The 25,938-nt window shown below is 72.7% G+C and carries 13 protein-coding genes and 2 pseudogenes; 12 read left to right on the top strand and 3 right to left on the bottom strand.

Annotation, left to right across the window (positions count from 1 at the left end; genetic code table 11):
• The first annotated feature begins 233 nt into the window (after positions 1-233).
• From ACMCNK_RS31915 to ACMCNK_RS31955, 9 genes and pseudogenes are all read left to right on the top strand, one after another.
• A complete protein-coding gene (locus ACMCNK_RS31915; RefSeq protein WP_412740045.1) occupies positions 234-728 on the top strand; it encodes an SAV_6107 family HEPN domain-containing protein in 495 nt (164 codons plus the stop codon).
• A 95-nt stretch (positions 729-823) separates the two neighbouring features.
• Complete coding sequence (locus ACMCNK_RS31920; RefSeq protein ID WP_412740046.1) at positions 824-1,669, top strand: hypothetical protein; 846 nt, start codon at positions 824-826, stop codon at positions 1,667-1,669.
• Positions 1,666-2,985, top strand: a pseudogene (locus tag ACMCNK_RS31925) (DNA polymerase Y family protein); the annotation flags it as partial. The gene ACMCNK_RS31920 and the pseudogene ACMCNK_RS31925, both read left to right, overlap by 4 nt.
• Positions 2,986-3,477: 492 nt before the next feature.
• Positions 3,478-4,128 (top strand): annotated as a pseudogene (locus tag ACMCNK_RS31930) (hypothetical protein); the annotation flags it as partial.
• 42 nt (positions 4,129-4,170) lie between these two features.
• Complete coding sequence (locus tag ACMCNK_RS31935; RefSeq protein ID WP_412740047.1) at positions 4,171-7,518, top strand: error-prone DNA polymerase; 3,348 nt, start codon at positions 4,171-4,173, stop codon at positions 7,516-7,518.
• Positions 7,519-7,577: 59 nt separating this feature from the next.
• Positions 7,578-8,324: a methyltransferase domain-containing protein gene (locus ACMCNK_RS31940; protein ID WP_412740048.1), complete on the top strand. Its 747-nt coding sequence runs from the start codon at positions 7,578-7,580 to the stop codon at positions 8,322-8,324.
• Positions 8,321-9,520: an alkaline phosphatase family protein gene (locus ACMCNK_RS31945; RefSeq protein WP_412740049.1), complete on the top strand. Its 1,200-nt coding sequence runs from the start codon at positions 8,321-8,323 to the stop codon at positions 9,518-9,520. Before ACMCNK_RS31940 ends, ACMCNK_RS31945 begins: the two co-directional genes overlap by 4 nt.
• 46 nt (positions 9,521-9,566) lie before the next feature.
• Positions 9,567-10,865: a DNA polymerase IV gene (locus ACMCNK_RS31950; protein ID WP_412740050.1), complete on the top strand. Its 1,299-nt coding sequence runs from the start codon at positions 9,567-9,569 to the stop codon at positions 10,863-10,865.
• 136 nt (positions 10,866-11,001) lie between these two features.
• Positions 11,002-11,388 (top strand): DUF3040 domain-containing protein, encoded by a 387-nt coding sequence (locus ACMCNK_RS31955; RefSeq protein WP_412740051.1) that lies wholly within the window; start codon positions 11,002-11,004, stop codon positions 11,386-11,388.
• A gap of 183 nt (positions 11,389-11,571) precedes the next feature.
• On the opposite strand, the gene ACMCNK_RS31960 is transcribed toward ACMCNK_RS31955, so the two are convergent.
• From ACMCNK_RS31960 to ACMCNK_RS31970, 3 genes are read right to left on the bottom strand one after another with little or no spacing between them, the layout of a single operon-like run.
• Complete coding sequence (locus ACMCNK_RS31960; RefSeq protein WP_412740052.1) at positions 11,572-14,031, bottom strand: DUF3488 and DUF4129 domain-containing transglutaminase family protein; 2,460 nt, start codon at positions 14,029-14,031, stop codon at positions 11,572-11,574.
• A complete protein-coding gene (locus ACMCNK_RS31965) occupies positions 14,028-15,326 on the bottom strand; it encodes a DUF58 domain-containing protein (protein ID WP_412741049.1) in 1,299 nt (432 codons plus the stop codon). The genes ACMCNK_RS31960 and ACMCNK_RS31965 overlap by 4 nt, the downstream gene beginning before the upstream one ends.
• A gap of 2 nt (positions 15,327-15,328) precedes the next feature.
• Positions 15,329-16,303, bottom strand: a complete 975-nt coding sequence (locus ACMCNK_RS31970; RefSeq protein ID WP_412741050.1) for an AAA family ATPase — start codon at positions 16,301-16,303, stop codon at positions 15,329-15,331.
• Positions 16,304-16,723: 420 nt separating this feature from the next.
• On the opposite strand from ACMCNK_RS31970, the gene ACMCNK_RS31975 reads away from it, so the two are divergent.
• The 3 genes from ACMCNK_RS31975 (at position 16,724) to leuS (ending at position 25,937) form a co-directional block, all read left to right on the top strand.
• Positions 16,724-19,639 carry a M36 family metallopeptidase gene (locus ACMCNK_RS31975; protein WP_412740053.1) on the top strand — a complete coding sequence of 972 codons (2,916 nt, stop codon included), beginning with the start codon at positions 16,724-16,726 and terminating at the stop codon, positions 19,637-19,639.
• A 279-nt stretch (positions 19,640-19,918) separates the two neighbouring features.
• A complete protein-coding gene (locus ACMCNK_RS31980) occupies positions 19,919-22,828 on the top strand; it encodes a M36 family metallopeptidase (protein ID WP_412740054.1) in 2,910 nt (969 codons plus the stop codon).
• 238 nt (positions 22,829-23,066) lie between these two features.
• Entirely contained in the window at positions 23,067-25,937 is a 2,871-nt protein-coding gene (gene leuS / locus ACMCNK_RS31985; protein WP_412740055.1) for a leucine--tRNA ligase, read from the top strand.
• The last annotated feature ends 1 nt before the right edge of the window (position 25,938 follow it).

Raw genomic sequence — 25,938 nt, forward strand, 5'->3', positions numbered from 1 at the left:
GCGAAGTGCCGCACGCGAGGTCCGGGCATTCGCGGGTCCGGGTCCTCACCAGGCAGGATCGTCGTCCGCCGCCCTCGACCCCCGGGCGGCGGGCGGCGAACCCGCCGGCTCGTCCGGCCGGGTGTGGTGTGGGGAAGCATCCATACCCGGCCGGCGCGCCCTGACCGCTGTGCCTTCCTCCGCAGCGATCGGTTCGACCAGCACGTCGGATGCGACATACGCGAGGAGAGATCATGGCGAGCCACTCGGCGGCGGGCGTCATTCAGGCAACCACGCCGGCACACGCGCCGACGGCCGGGCCCGAGGCACCCACCGTTCCGGCGCACATGCTGCCGCACCGCACACCCACCCAGCTCCTGACCATCGCCCGGCAGGGCCTGGCCGAGGCGGCGCAGACCCGCCCCGACGGCCTGCGTTACGCCGCGGCCCACCTGGCCGCCCTGCGCGCGGCCGCGGCGGTGCTCGCCGCCCGGGCCCGTCCCGCCGCGCCGACACGGCGCAGCCGGGTCACCAGTGTCTGGTCCCTGCTCGTGCTCGTCGCCCCCGACTTCGGGGAGTGGGCCGGCTATTTCGCCCTCGGCGCCGGGAAACGGGCGGCCGCCGAGGCCGGAATCCCCCGCGTCGTTACCGCGCGCGAGGCCGATGACCTGCTCCGCGCGGCCGAGCAGTTCGTCGCGGTGGTCGAGGCGTCCCTGGGCCTGAGCTACCAGCCACCCCTGGCCGCCTGACCCCGCTCCGCGTAACAGATGTCAGTCCAGAACTCCTGCTGCTGACCCGCAATTCCGGGGTGGCCACACAGGATCGTCGAATCGAGCGGGGCAGCATGGCGGGGCGCATGATCAATGGTGCGGCTGCCCTTGCTGAGCTGGTGCGGGCGGCCGGCGACACCGACGAGCCGGGCGTGCACCGGGTGCTGCCGGTGCTGCCGGAGCTCAGTGGCCTGCTACCCAGCCGGGGACTGCGCCGGGGCAGCACCGTCGCGGTCGCGGCGGGCCGCCCGGTGACCCACCCGCGCCCATTCGAGAGCAGCCCTGTCGAGAGCAGCCCATTCGAGAGCCGCCCTGTCGAGAGCACCACCGCCGGCACCCCCCGCGGTGAATCCGTGACCGGGAGCGGGAGCACCTCCCTGCTGCTCGCGCTGCTGTCCGCGGCCTCACGTTCCGGTTCCTGGTGCGCGGTGGTGGGAGTGCCCGCGTTGGGCGTGCTCGCCGCGGCCGAGAGCGGGATCATCCTGGACCGGCTCGCGCTCGTACCCGAGCCCGGCCCCGAGTGGCCCACGGTGGTCGCCGCCCTCATCGACGGCGTGGACGTGGTCGTGATCGCCGTACCCGGTCCGGTGTCCGCGTCCGTCGCCAGCCGGCTGGCCGCCCGGGCCCGCCAGCGCGGCAGCGTCCTCGTGCCGTACGGGCGGTGGGCCGGCGCCGACGTGACCCTGCAGGTCCGGGACGGCCGATGGGAGGGCCTGGGCGCCGGGCGTGGACGCCTGCGTCGCCGTGAGGTCACCGTCACGGCGCAGGGTCGCGGCGCCGCCTCCCGTCCCAAACGCATGACCATGTGGCTGCCGGCCATCGGCGTGGTGTCACCTCCGGGGGCCGCGCCACCCGCCCCGGGCCCCGGGGACGCCGGGCGAGAGGACCGGAGACCGCCGCTGGCGGTGGTGCCGGCGTGAGCACCGGCGATCGTGGCGGCACCAGTGGCCCGCGGACGCTTCTCCTGTGGTGCCCGGACTGGCCGGTCATCGCCGCGGAGATCGTGGACGGGGTGCCGGCTGCCGAACCGGTGGCGGTGTTGCGCGCCAACCGGGTGCTGGCCTGTTCCGAGTCGGCCCGCGCGGACGGGGTCCGCCGTGGGCTGCGGCGGCGCGAGGCGCAGAGCCGGTGCCCGCGCCTGACCGTCGTCGAGCACGACCCGGGGCGCGACGCGCGCGCCTTCGATCCGGTGGTGGCCGCGGTCGAGGAGGTGGCGGTGGGGGTGGAGGTGATCCGCCCGGGTTCCTGTGCGCTGGCCGTGCGCGGGCCCGCCCGGTACTTCGGCGGTGAGCAGGCGGCCGCCGAGCGGATCGTCGAACACGTCGCCCAGGAATGCGCCGTGGAGAGCCAGATCGGCATTGCGGACGGGGTGTTCGCGGCCGGGCTCGCCGCCCGTACCGGGCAGATCGTGGTGCCGGGCGGGACCCGCGCGTTCCTGGCGGGGATGCCGGTCGAGGCGCTGGAGCGCCCGGATCTGGCCGACCTGTTGCGCCGGCTGGGCGTCCGGACGCTCGGTGACTTCGCGGCCTTGCCGGCGGGGGACGTGCTGACCCGGTTCGGGTTCGACGGGGCGCTCGCCCACCGGTGGGCGGCGGGCCTCGACCATCGACCGCTCGCGGTCCGCAAACCGCCACCGGACCTGGACGTCACGCAGGAGTACGACGAGCCGCTGGAACGCGTCGACGTGGCGGCGTTCGCCGGTCGCGTCCTCGCCGAGCGGCTGCACGAGCGGCTCGCCGCGTACGGGCTGGCCTGCACCCGGCTCGGCATCGAGGCGATCACCGCCGACGGGCAGGAACTGCACCGGGTGTGGCGGCACGACGGCATGCTCACCGCGGCCGCCATCGCCGAACGCGTGCGCTGGCAGCTCGACGGCTGGCTCACCGGCGCCCGCCGCGGTGGCCCCGCGCGGCCCACCGCCGGTCTGATCCGGCTGCGGCTGGTGCCCGACGGCGTGCTCGTCCACCTCGGACTGCAGCCCGGCCTCTGGGGCGACACCGGCGCCGACCAGGAACGGGCGCACCGCGCGCTCAGCCGTATTCAGGGCCTGCTCGGCCCCGACGCGGTGATGACACCGGTGCTGGGTGGCGGCCGGTCCGCCGACGACCAGGTGCGCCTGGTCCCGTGGGGGGACGAACGCGTGCCCGCCCGCCCCGGCACCGCGCCGGCGGACCCGTTTCCTGTCTCCGCGCCGGCGGACCCGTCTGCGGCCGGTGCCCCTGCGGAGTCGTTGCCGGTGGCCGGGTCGGAGGCTGATGGGCGGGGTCCGGCTTCGCCGCTTCCGCCGCTCCCGTCACTGTCCACCCGGCCCGGGTTGCAGGCTGTCCCCGAGGACGTGCAGTCCGGCGGCGATCGCTACAGCTCTGATGTCGTATCCGGATCGCCCGCCACCGGAACGCGGACAAGTCCCGGCGCGGCCCTCGGCAACGACCACACCGCCGGCCACCGGTCCAGCGGCGGCGGCTTCGGCGACCGGTCCGCCAGTGGCGGCGACTCCGGCGATCGGTCCGGCAGGGGTGGCGACTCCGGGGACCGGTCCGGCAGTGGCGGCGGCTTCGGCGATCGGTCCGGCAGGGGTGGCGACTCCGGGGACCGGTCCGGCAGTGGCGGTGACTCCCGGCCTGCCGCGTCTGTGCGGCGGGCCGCAGCCGGTGACGGGCGGGCCCGCCGCACCGAGGCCGTGGAGGCCCGTCGGCTGGCTGCCCTCCCGCCGTGGCCGGGCCGCCTGCCCAAGCCGGCCCCCGCGCTGGTTCTGCCCCAGCCGTTGCCCGCCGTGGTCCTCGATCTCGACGGCGAGCCTGTCCGGGTCAGTGCTCGCCTGGAACTGTCCGGCACTCCCGCGCGCCTGCTCATCGGTGTCTCGTCCATGGGCCGAAACGGCGCGCTCACCCGGAGAGCCGGGCGATCCGAATACGACATCAGACCGGTAAGGCCCGCGACTGATGCCGCCGCGGTGAGCGGGCGGGCGGACATGCAAGGGCGGGCGGGCGTGGGTGGGCGGGCGGACATGCAAGGGCGGCCCGACATGCAAGGGCGGGCGGGCGTGGGTGGGCGGGCGGATATGCAAGGGCGGGCGGACGTGGGTGGGCGGGCGGATATGCAAGGGCGGGCGGACGTGGGCGGGCGGGCCGACATGCGAGGCCGGCCCGATGCGCACGGGCGAGTTCAGGCGGGGGGCGGAGCTGATGTGGAGGGGCGACTCGCGGGTGACGGCATCGAGATCGTCGGCTGGGCCGGGCCGTGGCCGGTGGACGAACGGTGGTGGGCTCCGGCCGAGGCGCGCCGCCGGGCCCGGTTCCAGATCGGCCTCGGGGACGGCCGGGCTCTGCTCCTCGCCCTGACGGGCGGCCACTGGGCGATCGAGGCGATCTATGACTAGCGCCGGGCGGGGGACGAGCCACGGGCAGGCCGGGGGTGGGCGGTGAGCTTCCACAACCCCCGGATGCCCTGGTCCGAGCTGGAAGGCAGGCTCAGCGGCAAGCCGGAGCGCCATCTGTACGCGGTCGACCCGCTCGCCGTGGACGCCGACGGCGGCGACTCACCCGCGTGGACCCGCAAACGGCAGCCGTACACCGCCGCACCGGCGCTGGTCCGCGGAGACGATCCCGTCCCGTACGCGGAGCTGCACTGCCACACGAATTTCAGCTTCCTCGATGGGGCCAGCCATCCGGAGGAACTGGCCGAGGAGGCGTTCCGGCTCGGCCTGCGCGGGCTGGCGGTCACCGACCACGACGGGTTCCAGGGAGTGGTGCGGTTCTCCGGCGCGGCCCGGGCGCTGGGCCTGCCCACGATTTTCGGCGCGGAGCTGTCGCTGGACCTGTCCAAGCCGCAGAACGGCGAACCCGACCCGGAAGGACGCCACCTGCTGGCGCTCGCCCACGGCCCGGAGGGCTACGCCCGGCTGGCCAGCACGATCTCGCGTGCCCAGCTCGCGGGCAAGGAGAAGGGCAAACCGAAGTACGGAGACCTGGAGCAGGTCGCCGAGGTGCTGCGCGACCACGTGTTGGTGCTCACCGGGTGCCGCAAGGGCAGCGTTCCCCGGGCACTCGCCACCGGCGGCCCGGTCGCGGCGGCCCGGGAGCTGGACCGGCTCGTCGCGCTGTTCGGGGCGGCCAACGTTGCGGTGGAGCTGACCAGCCACGGCGACCCGTACGACGACGACCGTAACGATGTGCTGGCCGAACTGGCGGCCGCACGCCACCTGCCGGTGGTGGCGACGAACAATGTGCACTACGCGACGCCGGGGCGGCGGAAACTGGCCACCGCGCTGGCGGCGGTGCGGGCGCGGCGCAGTCTCGACGAGATCGACGGGTGGCTGCCCGCGGCGGGCACCGCGCACCTGCGCAGCGGGGCGGAGATGGCCCGGCGGTTCGCCGCGTACCCGGATGCGGTGCCGAATGCGGCCATGTTCGGTGAGGATCTCGCGTTCGACCTGAACCTGGTGGCGCCGAAGCTGCCGGACTTCAAGATTCCGGAGCCGGGGCACACCGAGATGAGCTGGCTGCGCGAGCTGACCATGCGCGGCGCCCGGGAACGCTACGGGCCGCCGCAGGCGCATCCGAAGGCGTACGCGCAACTGGAGCACGAACTCGCGATGATCGAGACGCTGAAGTTCCCGGGCTACTTCCTGGTGGTGTACGACATCGTCCGGTTCTGCCGGGAGAAGAACATCTACTGCCAGGGGCGGGGTTCCGCGGCCAACTCGGCGGTCTGCTACGCGTTGCGTATCACCAATGTGGACGCGGTCGAGTACGACCTGCTGTTCGAGCGTTTCCTCGCCCCCGAACGGGACGGCCCGCCGGACATCGACGTGGACATCGAGTCGGACCGGCGCGAGGAGGTCATCCAGTACGTCTACGAGAAACACGGCCGCGAACACACCGCCCAGGTCGCCAACGTGATCACCTACCGGCCCCGGTCGGCGGTACGGGACATGGCGAAGGCGTTCGGCTTCTCGCCCGGCCAGCAGGACGCGTGGAGCAAGCAGATCGACCGGTGGGGCAGCGTCGCCGCGGTCGACGTGGACGACATCCCGGAGCAGGTGATCGAGTTCGCCAACGAGGTGCAGAACTTCCCCCGGCACCTGGGCATCCACTCCGGCGGCATGGTGATCTGCGACCGGCCGATCATCGAGGTGTGCCCGGTGGAGTGGGGCCGCATGCCCGGCCGCACCGTGCTGCAGTGGGACAAGGACGACTGCGCGGCCATCGACCTGGTGAAGTTCGACCTGCTGGGGCTGGGCATGCTGTCCGCGCTGCACTACGCGTACGACATGATCGAGTCCGATCTGGACATCAGCACGATGCGCCTGGACGACCCCGAGGTGTACGAGATGCTGTGCCGGGCCGACTCGGTCGGGGTGTTCCAGGTGGAGAGCCGCGCGCAGATGGCCACGCTGCCCCGGCTGAAGCCGCAGACCTTCTACGACCTGGTGGTCGAGGTGGCGCTGATCCGGCCGGGGCCGATCCAGGGCGGCTCGGTGCACCCGTACATCCGGCGCAAGAACGGCAAAGAAGAGGTCACCTTCCCGCATCCGCTGATGCGCAACGCGCTGGAGAAGACGCTGGGGGTGCCGCTGTTCCAGGAGCAGCTCATGCAGCTGGCCATCGACGTGGCCGGGTTCAACCCGGCCGAAGCGGACCAACTGCGCCGCGCGATGGGCTCGAAACGCTCCGCGGAGAAGATGGACCAGATCAGGGAGCGACTGTACGCGGGGATGGCCGCGCGCGGCATCACCGGCGAGCTGGCCGACGACCTGTTCCTCAAACTGTCCGCGTTCGCCAGCTACGGCTTCCCGGAGAGCCACGCGATGAGCTTCGCCTACCTCGTGTACGCCAGCGCCTGGCTCAAGCGCTACCACCCGGCCCCGTTCTGCGCGGCGCTGCTCAACGCGCAGCCGATGGGCTTCTACTCGCCGCAGTCGCTGGTGGACGACGCCCGCCGGCACGGCGCCGAGGTACGCCGCCCCGACATCAATCTCAGCGACGCGGCCGCCACGCTGGAGTCGACCCCGCAGACCCGGTGGGGTTCGGTGCCCGGTGAGCCGCCGCACGCGTGGGGGCTGGGCGGCCCGGCCGTACGCATGGGGCTGTCCAGTGTCCGTACCGTCGGTGAGGAGCTGGCCCAGACGATCGAGCGGGAGCGGGCGCACGGGCCGTACCGAAGCATGGCGGATCTCGCCCGGCGGACCGGATGCTCGGCCGCTCACCTGGAGGCGCTCGCGACCGCGGACGCGTTCGCGGGTTTCGGCCTGTCCCGGCGTGAGGCGTTGTGGGCGGCGGGCGCGGCCGCGCAGGACAAGCCGGACCGGCTGCCCGGTACGGTCACCGGCACGGACGCCCCGACGCTGCCCGGCATGTCTGACATGGACCGTCTGGTCGCGGACGTGTGGGCGACCGGGCTGTCCCCGGAGACCCACCCGGCGCAGTTCCTGCGCGCCCAGCTCGACGCCGCGGGCGCGCTGCCGATCGCCCGGCTGGGCCGCGTCGAGGCGGGCACCCGGATCCGGGTCGGCGGGATCGTCACGCACCGGCAGCGGCCCGCCACCGCGGGTGGGGTCACGTTCATCAACCTGGAGGACGAGACCGGCATGCTCAACGTCACCTGCTCGCCCGGCCTGTGGCAGCGGTACCGGCGGGTGGCCCGCACCAGCGCCGCGTTGCTGGTCCGCGGCCGGCTGGAGCAGAGCGAAGGGGTGCTCAACCTGGTGGCCGACCGTCTCGACGTGCTCACCCCGCCGGTCACCCCGGCGTCCCGCGACTTCCGCTGAACGCGCGGTCCCGGCGCGCGACCCGGGCGAGGGCTGCCCGTGGCCGATACGCTGCCCGGGTGGACAGCACATCGACGCGCCCGGCCCGGCCCATCGTCACCGCCCGTACCGCTGCGGTCTGGCAGGTGCTGCGCCGGGAACAGCAGCGCCAGGGCGGCCGCGAACTGACCGTGCTCGACGTCGGCGGCGGCACCGGCGGCTTCGCGGTGCCACTGGCCGAGGCGGGGCACCGGGTCACGGTCGTCGACGCCAGCCCGGACGCGCTGGCCGCGCTGGACCGCCGCGCCGCCGACGCGGGCGTCGCCGACCGGGTCCGCGCGGTGCAGGGCGACGGCGACGCGCTCGGTGGCCTGGTCGCGCCGGGCAGCATCGACCTGATCCTGTGCCATGCCGTCCTGGAGGTGGTCGACGATCCCGCCGAGGTGGTCGCGGCGATCACGGCCGCGTTGCGGCCCGGCGGTGCGCTCAGCCTGCTGGTCGCCGGGCGGGCGGCGGCCGTGCTGGGCCGGGCGATCAACGGGCACCTGTCCGCGGCGGCCGCCCTGCTCGACGACCCGGACGGGCGCGCCGGAGCGCGCGACACACTGCGGCGCCGCTACGACGCCACGAGCGCAGCGGCGCTGCTCACGGCTGCGGGCCTGACGGTCGAGGAGGTCCACGGCGTACGGGTGCTCGCCGACCTGCTGCCCGCCGCGGTCGTCGAGTCCGACCCGCAGTTGCTGCTGGACCTGGAGTCGTCCCTGGCGACCCAGCCACCGTTCCGCGACATCGCCGCCCAGTTGCACGTGTTCGCCCGGCGCCCGTGACCGAGGGCCGCGCGCCGCTGGTCGTGCCCGCGGACCACCTGCCCGCCGGGGCGCTGACGCCGGTCTGGCCCGCGTACGGCACGGGCAGCCTGGCCGACCTGCTGCCCGGCGTGTGCGCGCTGCTCGGGGTGCCCGGTGCCGCGGACGTGCTCGACCTTGGCGCGCACCTGGCCGGGGTGGACCGGATCGCGGTGCTGCTCGTCGACGGTCTCGGCGCGTACCAGTTTCCGGTGATGGCGCCGCACGCGCCGACGCTGGCCGGCCTGGCCGCCGGTGGCCCCGACCGGGTGCGGACGCTGACCTGCGGGTTCCCGTCCACCACCCCGGTCAGCCTGGTCACCCTGGGCGCGGGCACGCCGCCGGGCGCGCACGGGATCCTCGGTTTCACCGTACGCAAACCCGACGGCGGCATCCTCAACCACATCCACTGGGACGACGACCCGGACCCGCGCGACTGGCAGCCGGTGCCGACCCGGCTGGAGGCCGCCGCGGCGGCCGGCGTGGCGGTGACCGCGGTGACCCGGCCGGAGTTCGAGGGCAGCGGGCTCACCGTGTCCGCGAACCGGGGTGCGGTGTTCGCCGGCGCCGCCGACCACCCCACACTGGCCGACCGCATGCTCGCCGCGCTGCGCGCCGGACGTGGCCCGGCGCTGGTGTACGGATACCACCCCGACCTGGACAAGGCCGGGCACGAGGACGGGGTGGACTCACCGTCCTGGCGGGCCGCGGCGCGCGGGGTCGACGAGCTGCTCGATCGCCTCGTCACGGGTCTGCCGCCAGGTGCCGCGCTGCTGGTCACCGCGGATCACGGGCAGCTCAACGTGCCCGCGGACGGCCGGGTGGATCTGGCGGACGACCCGGCGCTGACCGACGGTGTGACCGCCGTGGCGGGGGAGCCGCGGGTGCGTTACCTGCACACCGCGGACGGCGCTCGCGACGACGTGGCCGCCGCCTGGCGCGAACGGCTGGGCGAGCGGGCCTGGGTGCTGACCCGCGACGAGGCGATCGGGCAGGGCTGGTTCGGCCCGGTGCCGCCGGGGCACGCCGGACGCATCGGCGACGTCGTGGTGGTCTGCCTGGACCGTACGGTCGTGGTGGCGTCCGGGTGGGAGCCGCCGATCGTGGGCCGGCTGGTGGCGTACCACGGCTCGGTCACCGCCGCCGAGATGACCGTGCCGCTGCTGATCGTCCGCTGAGGCCGGGCCGCGGTTCTTGTCGTACCCGGCGGTTAGGTTTCGCGGCGTGGGACGCAGTCAGGCGATGCGCAGCGGCGGGCGGGACCCGCGTTTCGGCCCGGCGGCCGACGATGCGGGCTGCCCGGTGCTGCACGTCGACATGGATGCGTTCTTCGCCTCGGTCGAGGTCCGCCGCCGTCCCGAGCTGCACGGCAAGGCCGTGGTGGTCGGTGGGGTGGGCCCGCGCGGGGTGGTGAGCTCCGCCAGCTACGAGGCGCGGCGGTTCGGGGTGCGCAGCGCGATGCCCTCGGCGCGGGCCCGCGCGCTCTGCCCGCACGCGGTGTTCCTGCCGCCGGATTTCGCGGCCTACTCGGCGGCGTCGCGGGCGGTGATGAGCATCTTCCGCGATGTCACGCCGCTGGTCGAGCCGCTGTCGCTGGATGAGGCGTTCCTCGACGTGGCGGGCGCGCGGCGGCTGCTGGGGCGCCCGGCCGCCATCGCCCGCCGGATCCGCGCGCGGGTCCAGGAGGAGCAGCAGCTCACCTGCTCGGTGGGGGTCGCGCCGAGCAAGTTCGTGGCCAAGCTGGGTTCGACCCGCGCCAAACCGGACGGGATGATCGTCGTTCCGCAGGCCCTCGTGCTGGATTTCCTGCATCCCCTGCCGGTCGACGCGCTGTGGGGCGTCGGCGAGCGGGCCGCCGAGACGCTGCGCCGCCTGGGCCTGTCCACGGTCGGTGAGCTGGCCCGGGCGCCGCTGGGCATGCTGCGCCGGGCGGTGGGGGAGGCCGCCTCGGCGCATCTGCACGAGCTGTCGTGGGGGCGGGATCCCCGCCGGGTCGAGCCCGAGCAGGTGGAGAAGTCGATCGGCGCCGAGCTGACGTACGACACGGACGTGTCCGATCCGGCGGTGATCCGGCGGAGCCTGCTCGCGCTCGCCGACAAGGTGGCGGTGCGGCTACGGGCGGCCGGGGTGGTCGGCCACACGGTGTCGATCAAGGTCCGGCTGGCCGACTTCCGGACGGTGAGCCGGTCCCGCACGATCCCATCCGCCACGGATGTGGCGCGGGAGATCTTCGCGACCGCATGGGCGTTGTTCGATGCGTACGGGGCGACCGAGCAGATCCGGCTCATCGGCGTGCGGGTGACCGGGCTGGCCCCGGCCGCGACCGCGTCACGGCAGCTCACACTGGGTGAGCCGGAGCGCGGCTGGCGGGAGGCGGAGACCGCCGCGGATGCCGCCGCGGCCCGGTTCGGGGCCGGGATCGTCGGTCCAGCCAGTCTTTTGGGACGAACCGATCTTCGGCGGACCGAAAATCACCCCTACTCGACGGTCGTCCCGCTTTCCGACCCGCCAACCCCCTCGTAGACTCGAAGGAAGGCAGCCGAACGGCTGTCTTGAGTCATCGGTCACACTCAGTTGTCCGGGGCACCTTGCCTGCCGGTCATACTGCAGTACCCCCGACCCCGCCTGGGGGCCGGACATGCGCCCGGGGAGGAATGCCGTGCCGCTCTCGGAGCACGAGCAGCGGCTGTTCGATCAGATCGAGCGGTCGCTTGCCGAGGACCCCAAATTCGCCTCGGCCGTGCGGGCCAGTGACCCGCGTTTCCACGCACGGCGCCGGATCCTGGTCGCCGCGTTCGTGATCGTCGCCGGCCTCGCGTTGGTCGTCTACGGCACGGTGAGCAGCAACACGCCGCTCGGCGTGGCCGGGTTCGTCGTCATGCTCGGCGCGGCCGCGTACGCGATGCAGTCGCGTCGCAAGGGGCAGGCCCCCGACCTGCACGCCGTCGGCGGCAGCGCCAGCCGTCGCACCCGGCAGGCCCGCAAGGCGGGCTTCCTCGACCGCCTGGAGGACCGCTGGCGCCAGCGGCCGGAGGGTCACCGCTGACGCGCTGACCGGCAGCGGGCGACGATATGGCGGCCATTGCGGCCGCCATCGCCTTTTTCGTCCGCATCATCCTGCGGTGGCCGCTACGGCCACCGCATTTGCTGTACCCACGCACGCATCCCGCCGACGTTCGTGGCCGATTCGCCGGACCGCTGATGCGGGGCGGACCGGGCGGGCGTCACGTCAGCGGGCGCGTCCGGCCAGCAAGCGGCGTGGGCTGAACCGGGACACCGCTTCGCGGCCCCGCCCGAGTGCACTGATCCAGCGTGCCGACCGGTCCGCCATCCCCAGCCGCCAGCGCAGCAGGACCGAGGGCGGCAGCAGCACCGCGGCGATCCGGGTACGCCGCCCGGCGCTGCGGGCCAGCCCCTTGCGGACGTGGCCGAGCGCGTCGGTCAGCTCGCCGCCCTGCAAGGGCTGGCGGGCGTACCGGGCGCGTTCCTCGGCGCGGCCGAGCAGCGTGGCCGAGTCGGCCGGGACCCCGGTGAGCGTGGCGTCGCGGACCAGCCGACCCGCGGTGACCCGCGGAGTTTCCGTGGGGTCCACCGGAACCCGGTAGTCGATCATCGTGTCGACCAGTTCGTCCCACGCCGCGTGCGCGTCCTCGCGGGCCCGTACGGTCTCCGTGGTGACCGTGACCTCGGGTGATCCCGGCGGTCCGGCGTTCGCTGCGACGGCCGGTTGCGGGGCGACCGTGGCGTGGTGGCGACGGCGGCGCCGCAGGGCGCGCAGCGTCGCGGGCACCAGCAGCAGCGCGACGACCAGGGCCACGGCGGCGATCACCCACAGCGGCGTCGAGGGGCCGGAATCCGGTGGGGTCGCGCCGACCGTGCCCGGGTCCTTGTCGATCTGGCTGCGGCCCTTGCGGTCGACGTCCTCCTTGCCGCTGGACGGGTTCACCCCGGGCGCGGCCGCCGAGCTCGACGCGGAGGCGGTGGCGGTGGGGCGGTCGACGTCGGGCGCCCAGTCCGTACGGCTGGAGCCGGTCACCCCGGCCGCGGGCGTGGCGTCGAACGGCACCCAGCCGAAGCCCTTGAAGTACACCTCGGTCCAGGCGTGCAGGTTCCGGTTGGTCAGCACGTACGTGTCGCCGTCGCGGGTGCCGCCGCGGGTGAAGCCGAACGCGACCCGCGCGGGCACCCCGGCCTGCCGGGCCATCCACGCCATCGCGGCCGCGTACTGCTGGCAGAAGCCGACCTTGTTCTTGAGGAACGTGGCGATGTCGGAGCCGGACGTGCCGGTCTGGGTCTGCAAGCTGTAGACGAAGCCGTTCTCCCGGGAGAAGTGCTTGTAGATCGCCATCGTCTTGTCGTAGTCGGTGCGCTGGCCCTTGATCAGCTTGGTGACCAGCTTCGCGACCTGGTCGTCGCGGGGGACCGTGGTGTACTCCGTGCGCAGCGGGTTGTCGCGGCCCAACGACGTGGCGGTACGCAGCAGCGCCGGGGTGGGGCGGGAACGGACGTAGTCGAAGGAGTACTTCTTGCCCTTGGTCGTCGTCCGGTTCGAGTAGAAGACCTGCATGGCCGGGTCGTACGACCAGCCGCCGTCGAGCTTGTCGGTGTCGACGACGGTCGAGTAGACCGGCGCGAGCGGCATGTTGAGGTTGTTCGTGACCTGCACCGTGGCGTGGTACCGCTGGTACGACGGGACGTCGGTGGCGTCGTCCTCGCGCGGGTCCGGCAGCCCCTTCGCGACCGCCTTGCCGCTGGGGGAGCGGTTCGTGAAGCCCTGGTCGGTCACCACGTCCGCGACCCCGAAACGGAGGTAGAACGGGTCCTGCTCGGTGGTGGTGACCCGCACCATCTCGGTGGTGCTGTTCTGGACGAGCTGCCCGCTCAACGACGCGAACAGGTTGACCCGGCCGTTGCCGGGGCCGAACCCGCCCGAGCCGGCGCCCGCCCCGGTCTGGGTCAGCCGCGACAGCAGCCCGGTGGTCAGCCCGGGTACGGCCAGCGGCAGCAGGACCGCGGCGGCCACGCCGATGACGGCGAGGCGGCGGCCCGCGGCGGCCAGCGGCGACGGCTCCCACACGTCGACGTCGCGCCCGTCGCCGGTGAACCGGCGCCCGAACCGGCGCACCCGGTCGACGTTGTCGGCCACGAGCAGCCACAGGAAGCCGGCCGCGCCGATGATGAACGGCAGCACCGGCACACTGTCGACGTACACCGCGACGGGCACGGAGTAGATGGCGAGCATGGGCAGCCCGGCCAGGGCGGGGCGGCGCATGACGACCGTGATGAGGTCGACCGCGATGGCCACCGCCCCGATGCCCAGCACCGTGACGAACAGCAGGCCGTCGAGGTCGGGGACGGGCACGGCGTACGCCCGGGTGTCGTTGCCGGCCTCGGTGAACAGCCGGCCGAAGTGCTCGAACGTCTCCGGCGTCGGCACCAGCGACAGCAGTTCCTCGCCGCTGGGGAACATCCACGTGAGCACCAGCAGCCACACCGTGATCATGCTCAGCGCCTGCGCCCAGGTGGGGAACCGCAGCGTACGGGCCAGCACCGCCGCACCCGCGATGAGCGCGACGATCAGCACGCACTGCATCAGCCAGGTCCACCCGGCGAAGATCGCCGACAGTGGCGCGGCGGCCAGCAGCGTGGCGGTGGCCGCGACGATGCCGAGCCGGCGGTGCCCGGTCATCGCACGCCCCCGGCCACGGTTTCGGCCATCGCGGCGCGCCAGGCGAAGCCCTGAGACCCGCGGGCGGTGGCCGGCCACAGCGAGGGCAGCGCCTCGCCGTGCGTCACGGGCACCGAACGCCATCCGCTGCGCACCAGCGCCAGGGCCGCCGCGGCGTGGGCCTTGTCGGCCTCGGCGCGGTCCGTCTCGTTCATGCTTTCCCAGGTGGAGCTGTCGATCGGGAAGCCGATGCAGGTGGCGCCGTTGCCGCGCAGCCCGCTGAGCACTTCCGCCTCGGCCACGGTCAGCGCCCCGAACAGGCCGATCACCAGGCCGCCGTCGGAGCGGCGGCGGACCTGCTCGACCAGCGTCGTGATGTCACCGCTCTGGGTCAGGGCGACGTCGGCCAGGGTGTCCAGGATGATCCCCTCGCCGCCGGCCTCGACCGCGTCGACGTCGACCCCGGAACCGGTGACCAGGCGCAGTTTGTACCCGTTCTGGCGCAGGTGCACCGCGATGCTGGCGGCGGCGGAGACCGCCCACTCGAAGCTGGCGGTCGGTCCCTCGCCGCGGTGGGCGTACAGCCGGGTGTCCAGCACGACCGTGGCGCGGCTCTCCCAGGGCTGCTCCTCGCGGCGCACCATCAGCTCCCCGGTACGGGCGGTGGAACGCCAGTGCACCCGGCGCAGGTCGTCGCCGCGCCGGTACTCGCGGGTGGCGGCGTCGTCCTCGCCGTGCACCGCCACGGACCGGGCCCGGCTCTCCCCGGTGCCGTTGTACTCGCCCGCGAGCCGCACCGCGGGCAGTGCCACGACCTGCGGGATCACGGTGAGCTTGTCGACGCTGGGGAACGAGCGTTCCAGCTCGCACAGCCCGAACGGGTCGGTCAGCCGGATCACCAGCGGGCCGATCGCGTACCGGCCGCGCACGTCGGCGCGCACCGTGTACGCCACCGAGCTGGCCTGGTGCGCGCCGAGGCGTTCCAGCACCACCCGGGGGCGGCTGCCCAGCGCGTACGGCAGGCGGTCCTCCAGCAGCAGCGTGCCGGTCGGCAGCCGGGACAGGTTCTGCAGGCGCAGGATGACCCGGGCGCTGGTGCCGACCGGCGTGCGGCCCGGGTCCAGCGAACGGGTGCACGCCAGCTTGTACCGGCTGCGCCCGACGTACATCGCGGCCAGCAGCGGCAGCGCCGCCAGCAGTACCGCCACGCGCAGCAGGTCCCGCTCGCCCAGCACGAACGCGGAGACCGTCGCGGCCGCCGCGGCGGCCAGGAACGAGCGACCCCGGGTGGTCAAGCCCCGCAGGGCCTCCCGCATGGTCATCGCCCCCGGGAGTCGAAATTCGCCCGCCCGTCGCCCGCCGCGCGGGTGTCGTACGGCGAGCGGGCCCGGTCGTGCGGCAACGGCAGCCGGTGCACGATCTCGGCCACGATCGCGTCCGTGGTGCGCCGGTTGAGCTGGGCGTCCGCGGTGGGGATGATGCGGTGCGCGAGCACCGGGACGGCCAGCGCCTGCAGGTCGTCGGGCAGCACGTAGTCGCGGCCCTCCAGGGCGGCGACCGCCTTGGCGGTGCGCAGCAGCTGCAGGGTGCACCGGGGCGAGGCGCCCAGGCGGATCTCGGGGGCCTCCCGGGTCGCGGTGACCAGCGCGATCGCGTACTGCTGGACCGCGTCGGCGGCGTGCACGCCGCGCACCGTGGCGATGAGGCGGCGCACCAGGGCGGCGTCGGCGACCGGGCGCAGGCTGTTGAGCGGGTCCACGGCGCCGTGGCCGCCGAGCATGGCCAGCTCGGCGCGCGGGTCCGGGTAGCCCATCGCGATGCGGGCGGTGAACCGGTCGCGCTGTGCCTCGGGCAGCGGGTACGTGCCCTCCATCTCCATCGGGTTCTGGGTGGCGATGACCATGAACGGCGACTGCAGCTCGTACGTGGTGCCGTCGACCGTGACCTGCCGCTCCTCCATGCACTCCAGCAGGGCGGACTGGGTCTTGGGCGAGGCCCGGTTGATCTCGTCGCCGACCACGAGGTTGGCGAAGACCGCGCCCGGTTTGAACTCGAAGTCCCGAGTTTCCTGGTTGTACACGCTGACGCCCGTGACGTCACTGGGCAGCAGGTCCGGGGTGAACTGGATGCGCCGTACGGAACAGTCGATGGAGCGGGCGAGCGCTTTGGCGAGTTTCGTCTTGCCGACGCCGGGCACGTCCTCGATCAGCAGGTGGCCCTCCGCCAGGAGTACGGCGAGCGCCAGCCGGACCGTCGCGCTTTTGCCCTCGATGACCTGTTCGATGTTGGCCATGATGGCTTCGCTGGCGGCGCGGAACTCGTCGCTCGACAGCGGGCCGCCGGGCTGGTCCCAGGATGGCGTTGTCAACGGGTCTCCTCCAAGTGCGTTCATGGCCTCCCCGTGCCTTACGCAGGAAAGGACCCGAAGGTTCGCGGGCGGCCGGCGGTCCGTAGGCCTCCGGCGCTCGCCGCCCGTTCTCACAGGTTATCCCGGCCGCGACACATCACCGACCCGGTCGAACGGGCCCCTTACGGACAGTGATCCAACGGACACGCATATCGACTGAGTAAAGAATGGAACATCGGTCTAGTTATATTTGCCGATCTCCATGATCGTCCCATCCACGGGCCACAAGACGTGGGGTGGGGATCCGGCGCGGGGGTTGGGACTCGGCGGGCGGGACCACCTGAGCCCGGCCGAGAGGGGCCTTGAATGAAACCGTTGTCAGCACCGTCGCTGAACCGGCGGTGGGGGGCAGCAGCCGCAGGCGTCGTCCTGCTCGCGGGGCTACTCCCCGCGCAGGCGCATGCCGCACCGAAACCCCGGAACGCCGTCGGCGCCACCGGACAGACCGCCGCCAAGGGCGAGGAACTCGCCAACTACGACTCCCGGGCCGCGCTGACCGCGCCGGCCCGGCCCACCGTGACGGGCGAGGCCGCGGGCCTCGCCGCCAAGCGCCTGGCCGCCGCGGCCAAGCCGGGCAGCCCGTCGCGCAACCTGCGTGATCAGCTCGGCCTGCAGGGCATCGTCGACCTGGACCACGCCACGGGTACGCCGCGCCGCGTCGCCAAGCTCGACGGCTTCCTGACCGGGGCGAGCCACGCCAAGCCGGCCAAGATCGCCCTCGACTACGTCAAGGCGCACGCCGACGTGTTCGGCCTCAGCGCCGCCGCGATCGACCAGCTCCAGCTGCGCCAGGATTACGTCGACATCGCGGGCACCCACCACCTCAGCTTCATCCAGAGCGTGGGCGGGGTGCCGGTGTTCGGCAACGGCCTCAAGGCGCACGTCGCCAAGGACGGCCGCCTCGTCCAGGTGGACGGCGCCCCGCTGGCGTCGCTGCCCGGCAGCGCCGGCAGCAGCAAGCTCAGCGCGGCCAAGGCCCGCGAGGCCGCCGTGCAGAACGTGCTCGGCAACTCGAAGGCCAAGGTCACCTCCGCGGCGGCCGGCCCGACCAAGGTCACCGGGTTCGCCGACGGCGGCAACGCCCAGCTCGTGATGTTCCAGACCGCGACCGGGCCCCGCCTGGCGTGGCGGGTCGTCTCCGTGGACGAGGGCTACGTGCACGTCGTCGACGCCGCGGACGGCACCGTGCTGTACCGGCAGAGCACCGTGGCGCGCGACAGCGCGTCGGCGTTCCCGAACTACCCGGGTGCGCCCGCGGGCGGCCAGCAGGTCAGCGTCCAGCTCGGCAAGTGGCTGCCGAACAACTCGCCGAAGCTGGCGGGCAACGTCGCGCACGTCTACTCCGACGTCGACGACGACAACAAGGCGAGCCCGAGCGAGGAGATCTCCCCGGCCGGCAAGGGCAGCTTCACGTACCCGTTCAGCGACTTCAGCGCCGCGGCGGCGGAGACCGGCTGCGATGCCGCGCACCCGTGCTCGTGGGACCCGAAGACGCCGAACTCGTGGCAGAAGAACCGCGAGCAGAACGCCGCCCAGCTCTACTACTTCCTGGGCACGTGGCACGACCACCTGAAGGCCGACCCGATCGGGTTCACCCGGGCCGCGGGCAACTTCGAGGCGGTTGACGACGACGCGGTGCAGGGCCAGGCCATGGACGGCGCGAACGTCGCCAACGGGCTGCCCGACGCGAACCACGTCAACAACGCGAACATGAACACGCTGCCGGACGGCACCCCGCCGGTCATGCAGATGTACCTGTTCCAGCCGGTCCCCGGTGGTCCGTTCATCGCGGGCAACTCCGGCGACGAGGCCGACATCGTGTACCACGAGTACACCCACGGCCTGTCGAACCGCCTCGTCGTCGACGTGAACGGCGTCTCGACGCTGGGCTCGATCCAGGCCGGCTCGATGGGCGAGGCGTGGAGCGACTGGTACGCGCTGGACTACCTGGTGGGCCAGGGCCTGGAGAAGGACACCGCCAAGGTCGGCGACCTGCGCGTCGGAGGCTACGTCGGCAAGGGCCAGAACCTGATCCGCACCGAGCCGGTGGACTGCCCGGTCGGCACCACTGCCGCGGACTGCGCCGGCACCCCGGGTGCGGGCGCGGGCGGCTACACGTACGGCGACTTCGGCAAGGTCGCGGGCCGGCCCGAGGTGCACGCCGACGGTGAGATCTGGGCGCAGACGCTGTGGGATCTGCGTACCGCGATCGGCAGCAAGCAGGCGCTGAACCTGGTCACCCGGGCGATGGAGCTGTCCCCGGCCAACCCGTCCTACCTGGACGAGCGCAACTCGATCCTGCAGGCCGACACGATCGTCAACGGCGGCAAGCTGAGCGCCAAGATCTGGAACGTCTTCGCCAAGCGGGGCATGGGCTACTTCGCCGGTGCCATCGACGGCGACGACGCCCAGCCGGTCGAGGACTTCTCCCTGCCGCCGGCGCCGGGCACCCCGCGCGGGACGCTGTCCGGCAAGGTGACCGACGCGGACACCAAGGCACCGCTGGCCGACGCGGTCGTCGGCTTCGGCGGGCACGCGTCCGGCTTCGCCGGCGACTACGCGGCGACCACCGGGGCGGACGGTACGTACACGATCACCGACATCCTGCCCGGCACGTACCCGAAGGTGTTCGTGCGGGCGTCGGGTTACGACACGCAGTCGCGGACGCTGTCGGTGGCCGCGCGGGCCAACGCGGCCGACTGGGCGGTGCGGCGCGACTGGGCGTCGACCGGCGGTGGCAGCCACGTCGTGTCGTTCGACGGCGTCGACTACACCAAGTACGGGTGTGGCCCGGCGGCGCTGTTCGACCAGTCCTCGGGTTCCGGCTGGGTCTCCGATGCCAAGCTCACCGGGGCCACGGCGATCGAGCCGCGCGCGGTCGTGCTGGAGCTGCCGAAGGCGGTCGACATCGCGGAGCTGACGATCAACCCGACCGCGACGTGCGGCGACGGCGGCAGCGCCTCCACCGGCGACTACAAGCTGGAGACGTCGAAGGACGGCGTCACGTGGACCGTGGGCTCGCAGGGCCACTTCACCCCGGCCGACCGCAAGGCGAACTCGGTGGCCCTGGCCGCCGGCAGCGGTAACGGTGTGAAGTTCCTGCGTTACACGATGCTCGGCACCCAGGTCCCCGACCTGCAGGGCACCTGCCCGGGCGCGTTCAGCGGGTGTGAGGACGTGGACTCCACCGAGATCGGGGTCTACGGCACCCCCATCGGCTGAGTTGACCAGGGCGTTCCGGTCGTCCGTCTGCTTCGGACGGCCGGAACGCCCGCTGCGTGCCGTGAGTGCGCGTGTGCGCAGAGTGCCCCAATGCTACGGAGAGTCGGCTCACAGTCACGAATATCGACTGAGTAACGAACTCGATAACGGTCTAGTTATCTCTGCTCATGGAGATGAACATCACCCATCGACTGGCCACAGACACGAGGTGGATTCCGGCGCGGGGGCGTGAGGCTCGGCGGACGGTGCCCACCTGAGCCCGGCCGAGAGGGGCCTGAATTGAGACCGTTGTCAGCACCGTCGCTGAACCGGCGGTGGGGGGCAGCAGCCGCCGGCGTCGTCCTGCTCGCGGGGCTACTCCCCGCCCAGGCGGACGCCGCACCCAAACCCAGAAGCGCCGCGGGCACCGCGGACAAGCCGAGCAAGGGCGAGGCACTCGAGAACTACGACTCGCGTGACTTCCTGAACCCGCCCGCCGCAAAGCCCGCGGTCACCACGAAGACCGGCGCCGTCGCCGCGCAGCGGCTCGCCGCCGCGGCCCGGCCCGGCAGCCCGGCCCGCAAGCTGCGCGACAAGCTCGGCGTCCAGGGCATCGTCGACATGGACCGCGCCACGGGTACGCCGCGCCGGGTCACCAAGCTCGACGGCTTCCTGACCGCCGCCAGCAGCAAGAAGCCCGAGGCCGTCGCCCGTGGCTACGTCAAGGCGAACTCGGACGTCTTCGGCCTCAGCGCCACCGCGGTCGACCAGCTCCAGCTGCGCCAGGACTACGTCGACGTCGCGGGCACCCACCACCTCAGCTTCATCCAGAGCGTGGACGGCGTGCCGGTGTTCGGCAACGGCATCAAGGCCCACGTCGCCAAGGACGGCCGCCTCGTCCAGGTCGACGGCGCGCCGCTGGCCGCGCTGCCCAGCACCCCGGGCGCGGCCACGCTGACCGCGGAGAAGGCCCGCGCCGCCGCGGTCGACAACGTCTTCGCCTCGTCGAAGGCCAAGGTCGTCACGCGTGGCGGCGGCGCCACGAAGACCACCACGTTCTCGGACCACGGCTCCGCGAAACTGGTCATGTTCCAGACCGCGGCCGGCCCCCGCCTGGCGTGGCAGACCATCGCGATGGACACCGGCTTCATCCACGTGGTCGACGCCCAGGACGGCACGATCCTGTTCCGGCAGAGCACGGTCGCCAAGGACAACGGCCTGGCCTGGCCCAACTACCCGGGCGCCCCGTCCGGCGGCAAGCAGGTCAGCGTCGACCTGAGCAAGTGGCTGCCGAACAACTCGCCGAAGCTGGCCGGCAACATCGCGCACGTCTACACCGACGTCAACGACGACAACGTGGCCAACCCCAGCGAGGAGGTCGCCCCGGCGGCCAAGCGCAGCTGGCAGTTCCCGTTCACGAACTTCACCGCGCAGGTCGGCGGCGGCTGCACCGCGGCGTTCCAGTGCTCCTGGGACCCGAAGGTGCCGTACTCGTGGCAGAAGAACCGCGGCCAGAACGCGGTGCAGATGTACTACTTCCTCGGCACCTGGCACGACCACCTGAAGGCCGCCCCGATCGGGTTCACCCGGGCCGCGGGCAACTTCGAGGCGGTCGACGACGACGCGGTGCAGGGCCAGGCCCTGGACGGCGCCGACACCGCGAACGGCCTGCCGGACGCCCAGCACGTCGACAACGCGAACATGAACACCCCGCCGGACGGCACCCCGCCGACCATGCAGATGTACCTGTTCCCAGACCCGCAGGACGCGACCGACCCGTTCATCGCCAGCAACTCCGGCGACGAGGCCGACATCGTGTTCCACGAGTACACCCACGGCCTGTCGAACCGCCTCGTGGTCGACGCGAACGGCGTCTCCACGCTGGGCACCGTGCAGGCCGGCTCCATGGGTGAGGCCTGGAGCGACTGGTACGCCACCGACTACCTGGTGAACCAGGGCCTGGAGAAGGACTCCGGCAAGGACGGCGACCTGCAGATCGGCAAGTACGTCGCCGGCGGCGGCCCGTTCCGCAGCGAGGCGCTGGACTGCTCGGTCGGCAGCACGTCGGCGGCCTGCCCCGGCACCCCGCAGGCGGGCCCGGGCGGCTACACGTACGGCGACTTCGGCAAGGTTGCCGGCCGGCCCGAGGTGCACGCGGACGGCGAGATCTGGGCGCAGACCCTGTGGGACCTGCGCAAGGCGATCGGCAGCACCACCGCCGAGAACCTGGTGACCCGGGCCATGGAGCTGTCCCCGTCGAACCCGTCGTTCCTCGACGAGCGCAACTCGATCCTGCAGGCCGACCTCGTGGTCAACCACGGCCGGCTGCAGAAGACGATCTGGAAGGTGTTCGCGCACCGCGGCATGGGCTTCTTCGCCGGTGCCGTGGACGGCGACGACGCCAACGTGGTCGAGGACTTCTCGATGCCGCCCGCGGCCAACACCCCGCGCGGCTCGGTGTCCGGCAAGGTCACCGACACCGACACCGGTGCGGCCGTGTCCGGTGCGACCGTCGGCTTCGGCGGGCACACCTCCGGCTTCGCCAACGACTACGTGGCCACCACGGGGGCCGACGGCACGTACACGATCAGTGACGTGCTGCCGGGCACGTACCCGAAGGTGTTCGCGAAGGGCGCCGGGTACGACTCCGTGGTCAAGACGGTCTCCGTCGGTGCCCGGGCCAACAAGGTCGACTGGCCGCTGCGCCGCGACTGGGCCGCCACCGGTGGCGGCAGCAGCGTGGTCAGCTTCACCGGCCCGGACTACACCGAGTTCGGGTGCGGCCCGAAGCAGATGTTCGACCAGTCCGCCGGCTCCGGCTGGGGCTCGGACGTCGTCGCGGACGCCAACGGCCAGAACGTGGTCGTCAAGCTGCCGCACGCGGTCGACATCGCCGAGCTGACGCTCGACGCGACCGCGACCTGCGGTGACGGCGCCAGCGCCTCGACCGGCAAGTTCCGGATCGAGACGTCGGCCGACGGCAGCACCTGGACCGTCGCGGCCACCGGCCAGTTCACCGCGGCCAACCAGAACGTGGCCAACCCGGTGCCGCTGACCGCGGGCAAGACCGGCGTGCAGTTCATCCGGTACACGATGCTGTCGACCCAGGCACAGGACGGCGGCAAGTGCACGACGCCGGACGCGCCGTTCAGCGGTTGCCAGTTCATGGACTCGACGGAGCTCGCCGTCTACGGCACCCCCTCCGCCTGATCCGTACGGTTCACCGGCCCGTCCCGCACTCAGCGGGGCGGGCCGGTGGCATACCTGATACCCGGCCGTCACCGCACCCGGTATCATCCCCACATGGCCCGGTCGTTTCTGCTCCTTAGCCGGCCGCACTGAGTCGTCCCCGACGACCGGTGCGGCGCCCCCTCCTGCGTGAGGGGCTTTTTTGTGCCCTGAAGCAGGTCCGACCCCGTCCACGACTTCCGCGAACGAGATGATGACGATGAGCGAGTCCGACACCACGGCGGACGTCCCGCCGTTCCGATACACCGCGGCGATGGCCGGCGACATCGAGGAGCGCTGGCAGGCGTACTGGGCCGAGAACGGCACGTTCCACGCCCCCAACCCGGTGGGCGAGCTGGCCGACCCCGAGCACCCCCGCGCCGGGGCGCCGAAACTGCACGTGCAGGACATGTTCCCGTACCCGTCGGGGGCCGGGCTGCACGTCGGGCACCCGCTGGGCTACATCGGCACGGACTGCTACACCCGCTACCAGCGGATGGCCGGCTTCAACGTGCTGCACCCGATGGGCTTCGACGCGTTCGGGCTGCCCGCGGAGCAGTACGCGGTGCAGACCGGCACGCACCCGCGTACGACCACCGAGGCGAACATCGAGCGGTACACCGGCCAGCTGCGCCGGCTGGGCCTGGCGTACGACGAGCGCCGCACGTTCTCCACCACGGACCCCGGCTACTACCGGTGGACCCAGTGGATCTTCCTGCAGATCTTCAACTCCTGGTACGACCCGGCCGCCCGCAAGGCCCGGCCGATCGACGACCTGATCGCCGAGTTCGAGGCGGGCACCCGGGCGACCCCGGACGGCCGGGCCTGGTCCGCCCTGACCGGCGTCGAGCGGCGCGAGGTGATCAACGGCTTCCGCCTGGCGTACGTCAGCGAGGCACCGGTCAACTGGTGCCCCGGCCTGGGCACCGTGCTGGCCAACGAGGAGGTCACCCCGGACGGCCGCAGCGAGCGCGGCAACTACCCGGTCTTCCAGCGCAGCCTGAAGCAGTGGATGATGCGGATCACCGCGTACGGTGACCGGCTGGTCGAGGACCTGGACACGCTGGACTGGCCCGAGCCGGTCAAGCTGATGCAACGCAACTGGATCGGCCGCTCCACCGGCGCCCACGTCGACTTCCCGCTGGTCGGCGACGGGGTCGTCAGCGTGTTCACCACCCGGCCGGACACGCTGTTCGGCGCCACGTACATGGTGCTGGCGCCCGAGCACGAGCTGGTCGCGTCGATCGTGCCGGCCGCGTGGCCCGAGGGCACCCATGCGGCGTGGACCGGCGGGCACGCCACCCCGGGCGAGGCCGTGGCCGCCTACCGGGCCGCGGCGGCCGCGAAATCCGAGCAGGAGCGCACCGCCGACGCCAAGGTCAAGACCGGCGTGTTCACCGGCGCGTACGCGGTCAACCCGGTCAACGACGCGCGGATCCCGGTGTTCATCGCGGACTACGTGCTGGCCGGTTACGGCACCGGCGCGATCATGGCGGTGCCCGGCCAGGACGAGCGGGACTGGGCGTTCGCCGAGGTCTTCGACCTGCCGATCATCCGTACGGTGCAACCGCCCGGGTTCTCCGCGCCGTCCGGAGGAGCAGGCGCCGGAAGCGGCACGGCGCCGGACGGTTTCGAGGGCGCGTACACCGGCGAAGGGCCGGCGATCAACAGCGGGTTCCTGAACGGCCTGGGGATTCCCGAGGCCAAGGCTGCGATGATCGGCTGGCTGGAGGAGCGCGGCCACGGCCGCGGCGCCACCACCTACCGGCTGCGCGACTGGCTGTTCAGCCGCCAGCGCTACTGGGGCGAGCCGTTCCCGATCGTCTACGACGAGACCGGCCTGCCGATCGCCCTGCCCGAGTCGATGCTGCCGGTCGAACTGCCCGAGGTGGACGACTTCTCGCCGCGCACCTTCGACGCGGACGACGCCGACAGCGACCCGGAAACCCCGCTGTCGCGCGCCAAGCAGTGGGTCGAGGTCGAGCTGGACCTGGGCGACGGGCCGAAGCGCTACACGCGGGAGACCAACACGATGCCCCAGTGGGCGGGTTCGTGCTGGTACGAGCTGCGCTACCTGGACCCGCACAACGACAAAATCTTCGTCGACCCGGAGAACGAGGCCTACTGGATGGGCCCGCGCAAGCCGGGCGACTGCGGTGGCGTCGACCTGTACGTCGGCGGTGTCGAGCACGCCGTGCTGCACCTGCTGTACGCGCGCTTCTGGCACAAGGTGCTGCACGACCTGGGCCACGTCTCGTCGTTCGAGCCGTTCCGCAAGCTGTTCAACCAGGGCTACATCCAGGCGTACGCGTTCCGCGACGCCCGCCAGGTGATCGTCCCGGCCGAGGAGGTCGTCGAGCGCGACGGCAAGTACTTCTACGACGGCCAGGAGGTGTTCCGCGAGTACGGCAAGATGGGCAAGTCGCTGAAGAACGTGGTCACCCCGGACGAGATGTGTGCCGAGTACGGCGCGGACACGTTCCGCGTCTACGAGATGGCGATGGGCCCGCTGGACGTGTCGCGGCCGTGGGAGACCCGGGCGGTGGTCGGCTCGCAGCGCTTCCTGCAACGGGTGTGGCGCCTGGTGGTCGACGAGGAGACCGGCGCGGTCCGGGTCGGTGACGAGCCGCTGGACACCAAGACCCGGCGGCTGCTGCACCGGATCATCGACGGGGTCCGCGGCGACCTGGACGAGCTGCGGTTCAACACCGCGATCGCCAAGCTGATCGAGCTGACGAACGGCCTGACCCCGCTGCCGGTGGCGTCGCGCGAGGCGGTGGAGCCGCTGGTGCTGATGATGTCGCCGTTCGCCCCGCACCTGGCGGAGGAGCTGTGGCGCCGGCTGGGCCACGACGGCACGCTGGCGTACGCCGACTTCCCGCAGGCCGACCCGGCCCAGCTGGTGGCCGAGTCGATCACGTACCCGGTGCAGGTCAACGGCAAGGTGCGTGGCCGGGTCGAGGTCGCCCCGGACACCGCGGAGGCGGACGTCCGGGCGGCGGCACTGGCCGAGGTCGCCGAGGCGCTGGCCGGCCGCGAGCCGAAGAAGGTCATCGTCGTGCCGGGTCGCCTGGTCAGCGTCGTGGTCTGAC

It is taken from the genome of Krasilnikovia sp. MM14-A1259, assembly GCF_047159535.1.
GTDB lineage: Bacteria > Actinomycetota > Actinomycetes > Mycobacteriales > Micromonosporaceae > Actinoplanes.

Coding starts and splice junctions, on each gene's coding strand:
- ACMCNK_RS31915 (WP_412740045.1), top strand. CDS start 234: ATGGCGAGCCACTCGGCGGCGGGCGTCATTCAGGCAACCACGCCGGCA.
- ACMCNK_RS31920 (WP_412740046.1), top strand. CDS start 824: ATGGCGGGGCGCATGATCAATGGTGCGGCTGCCCTTGCTGAGCTGGTG.
- ACMCNK_RS31960 (WP_412740052.1), bottom strand. CDS start 14,031: ATGACCGGGCACCGCCGGCTCGGCATCGTCGCGGCCACCGCCACGCTG.
- ACMCNK_RS31965 (WP_412741049.1), bottom strand. CDS start 15,326: ATGCGGGAGGCCCTGCGGGGCTTGACCACCCGGGGTCGCTCGTTCCTG.
- ACMCNK_RS31970 (WP_412741050.1), bottom strand. CDS start 16,303: ATGGCCAACATCGAACAGGTCATCGAGGGCAAAAGCGCGACGGTCCGG.
- ACMCNK_RS31975 (WP_412740053.1), top strand. CDS start 16,724: ATGAAACCGTTGTCAGCACCGTCGCTGAACCGGCGGTGGGGGGCAGCA.
- leuS (WP_412740055.1), top strand. CDS start 23,067: ATGAGCGAGTCCGACACCACGGCGGACGTCCCGCCGTTCCGATACACC.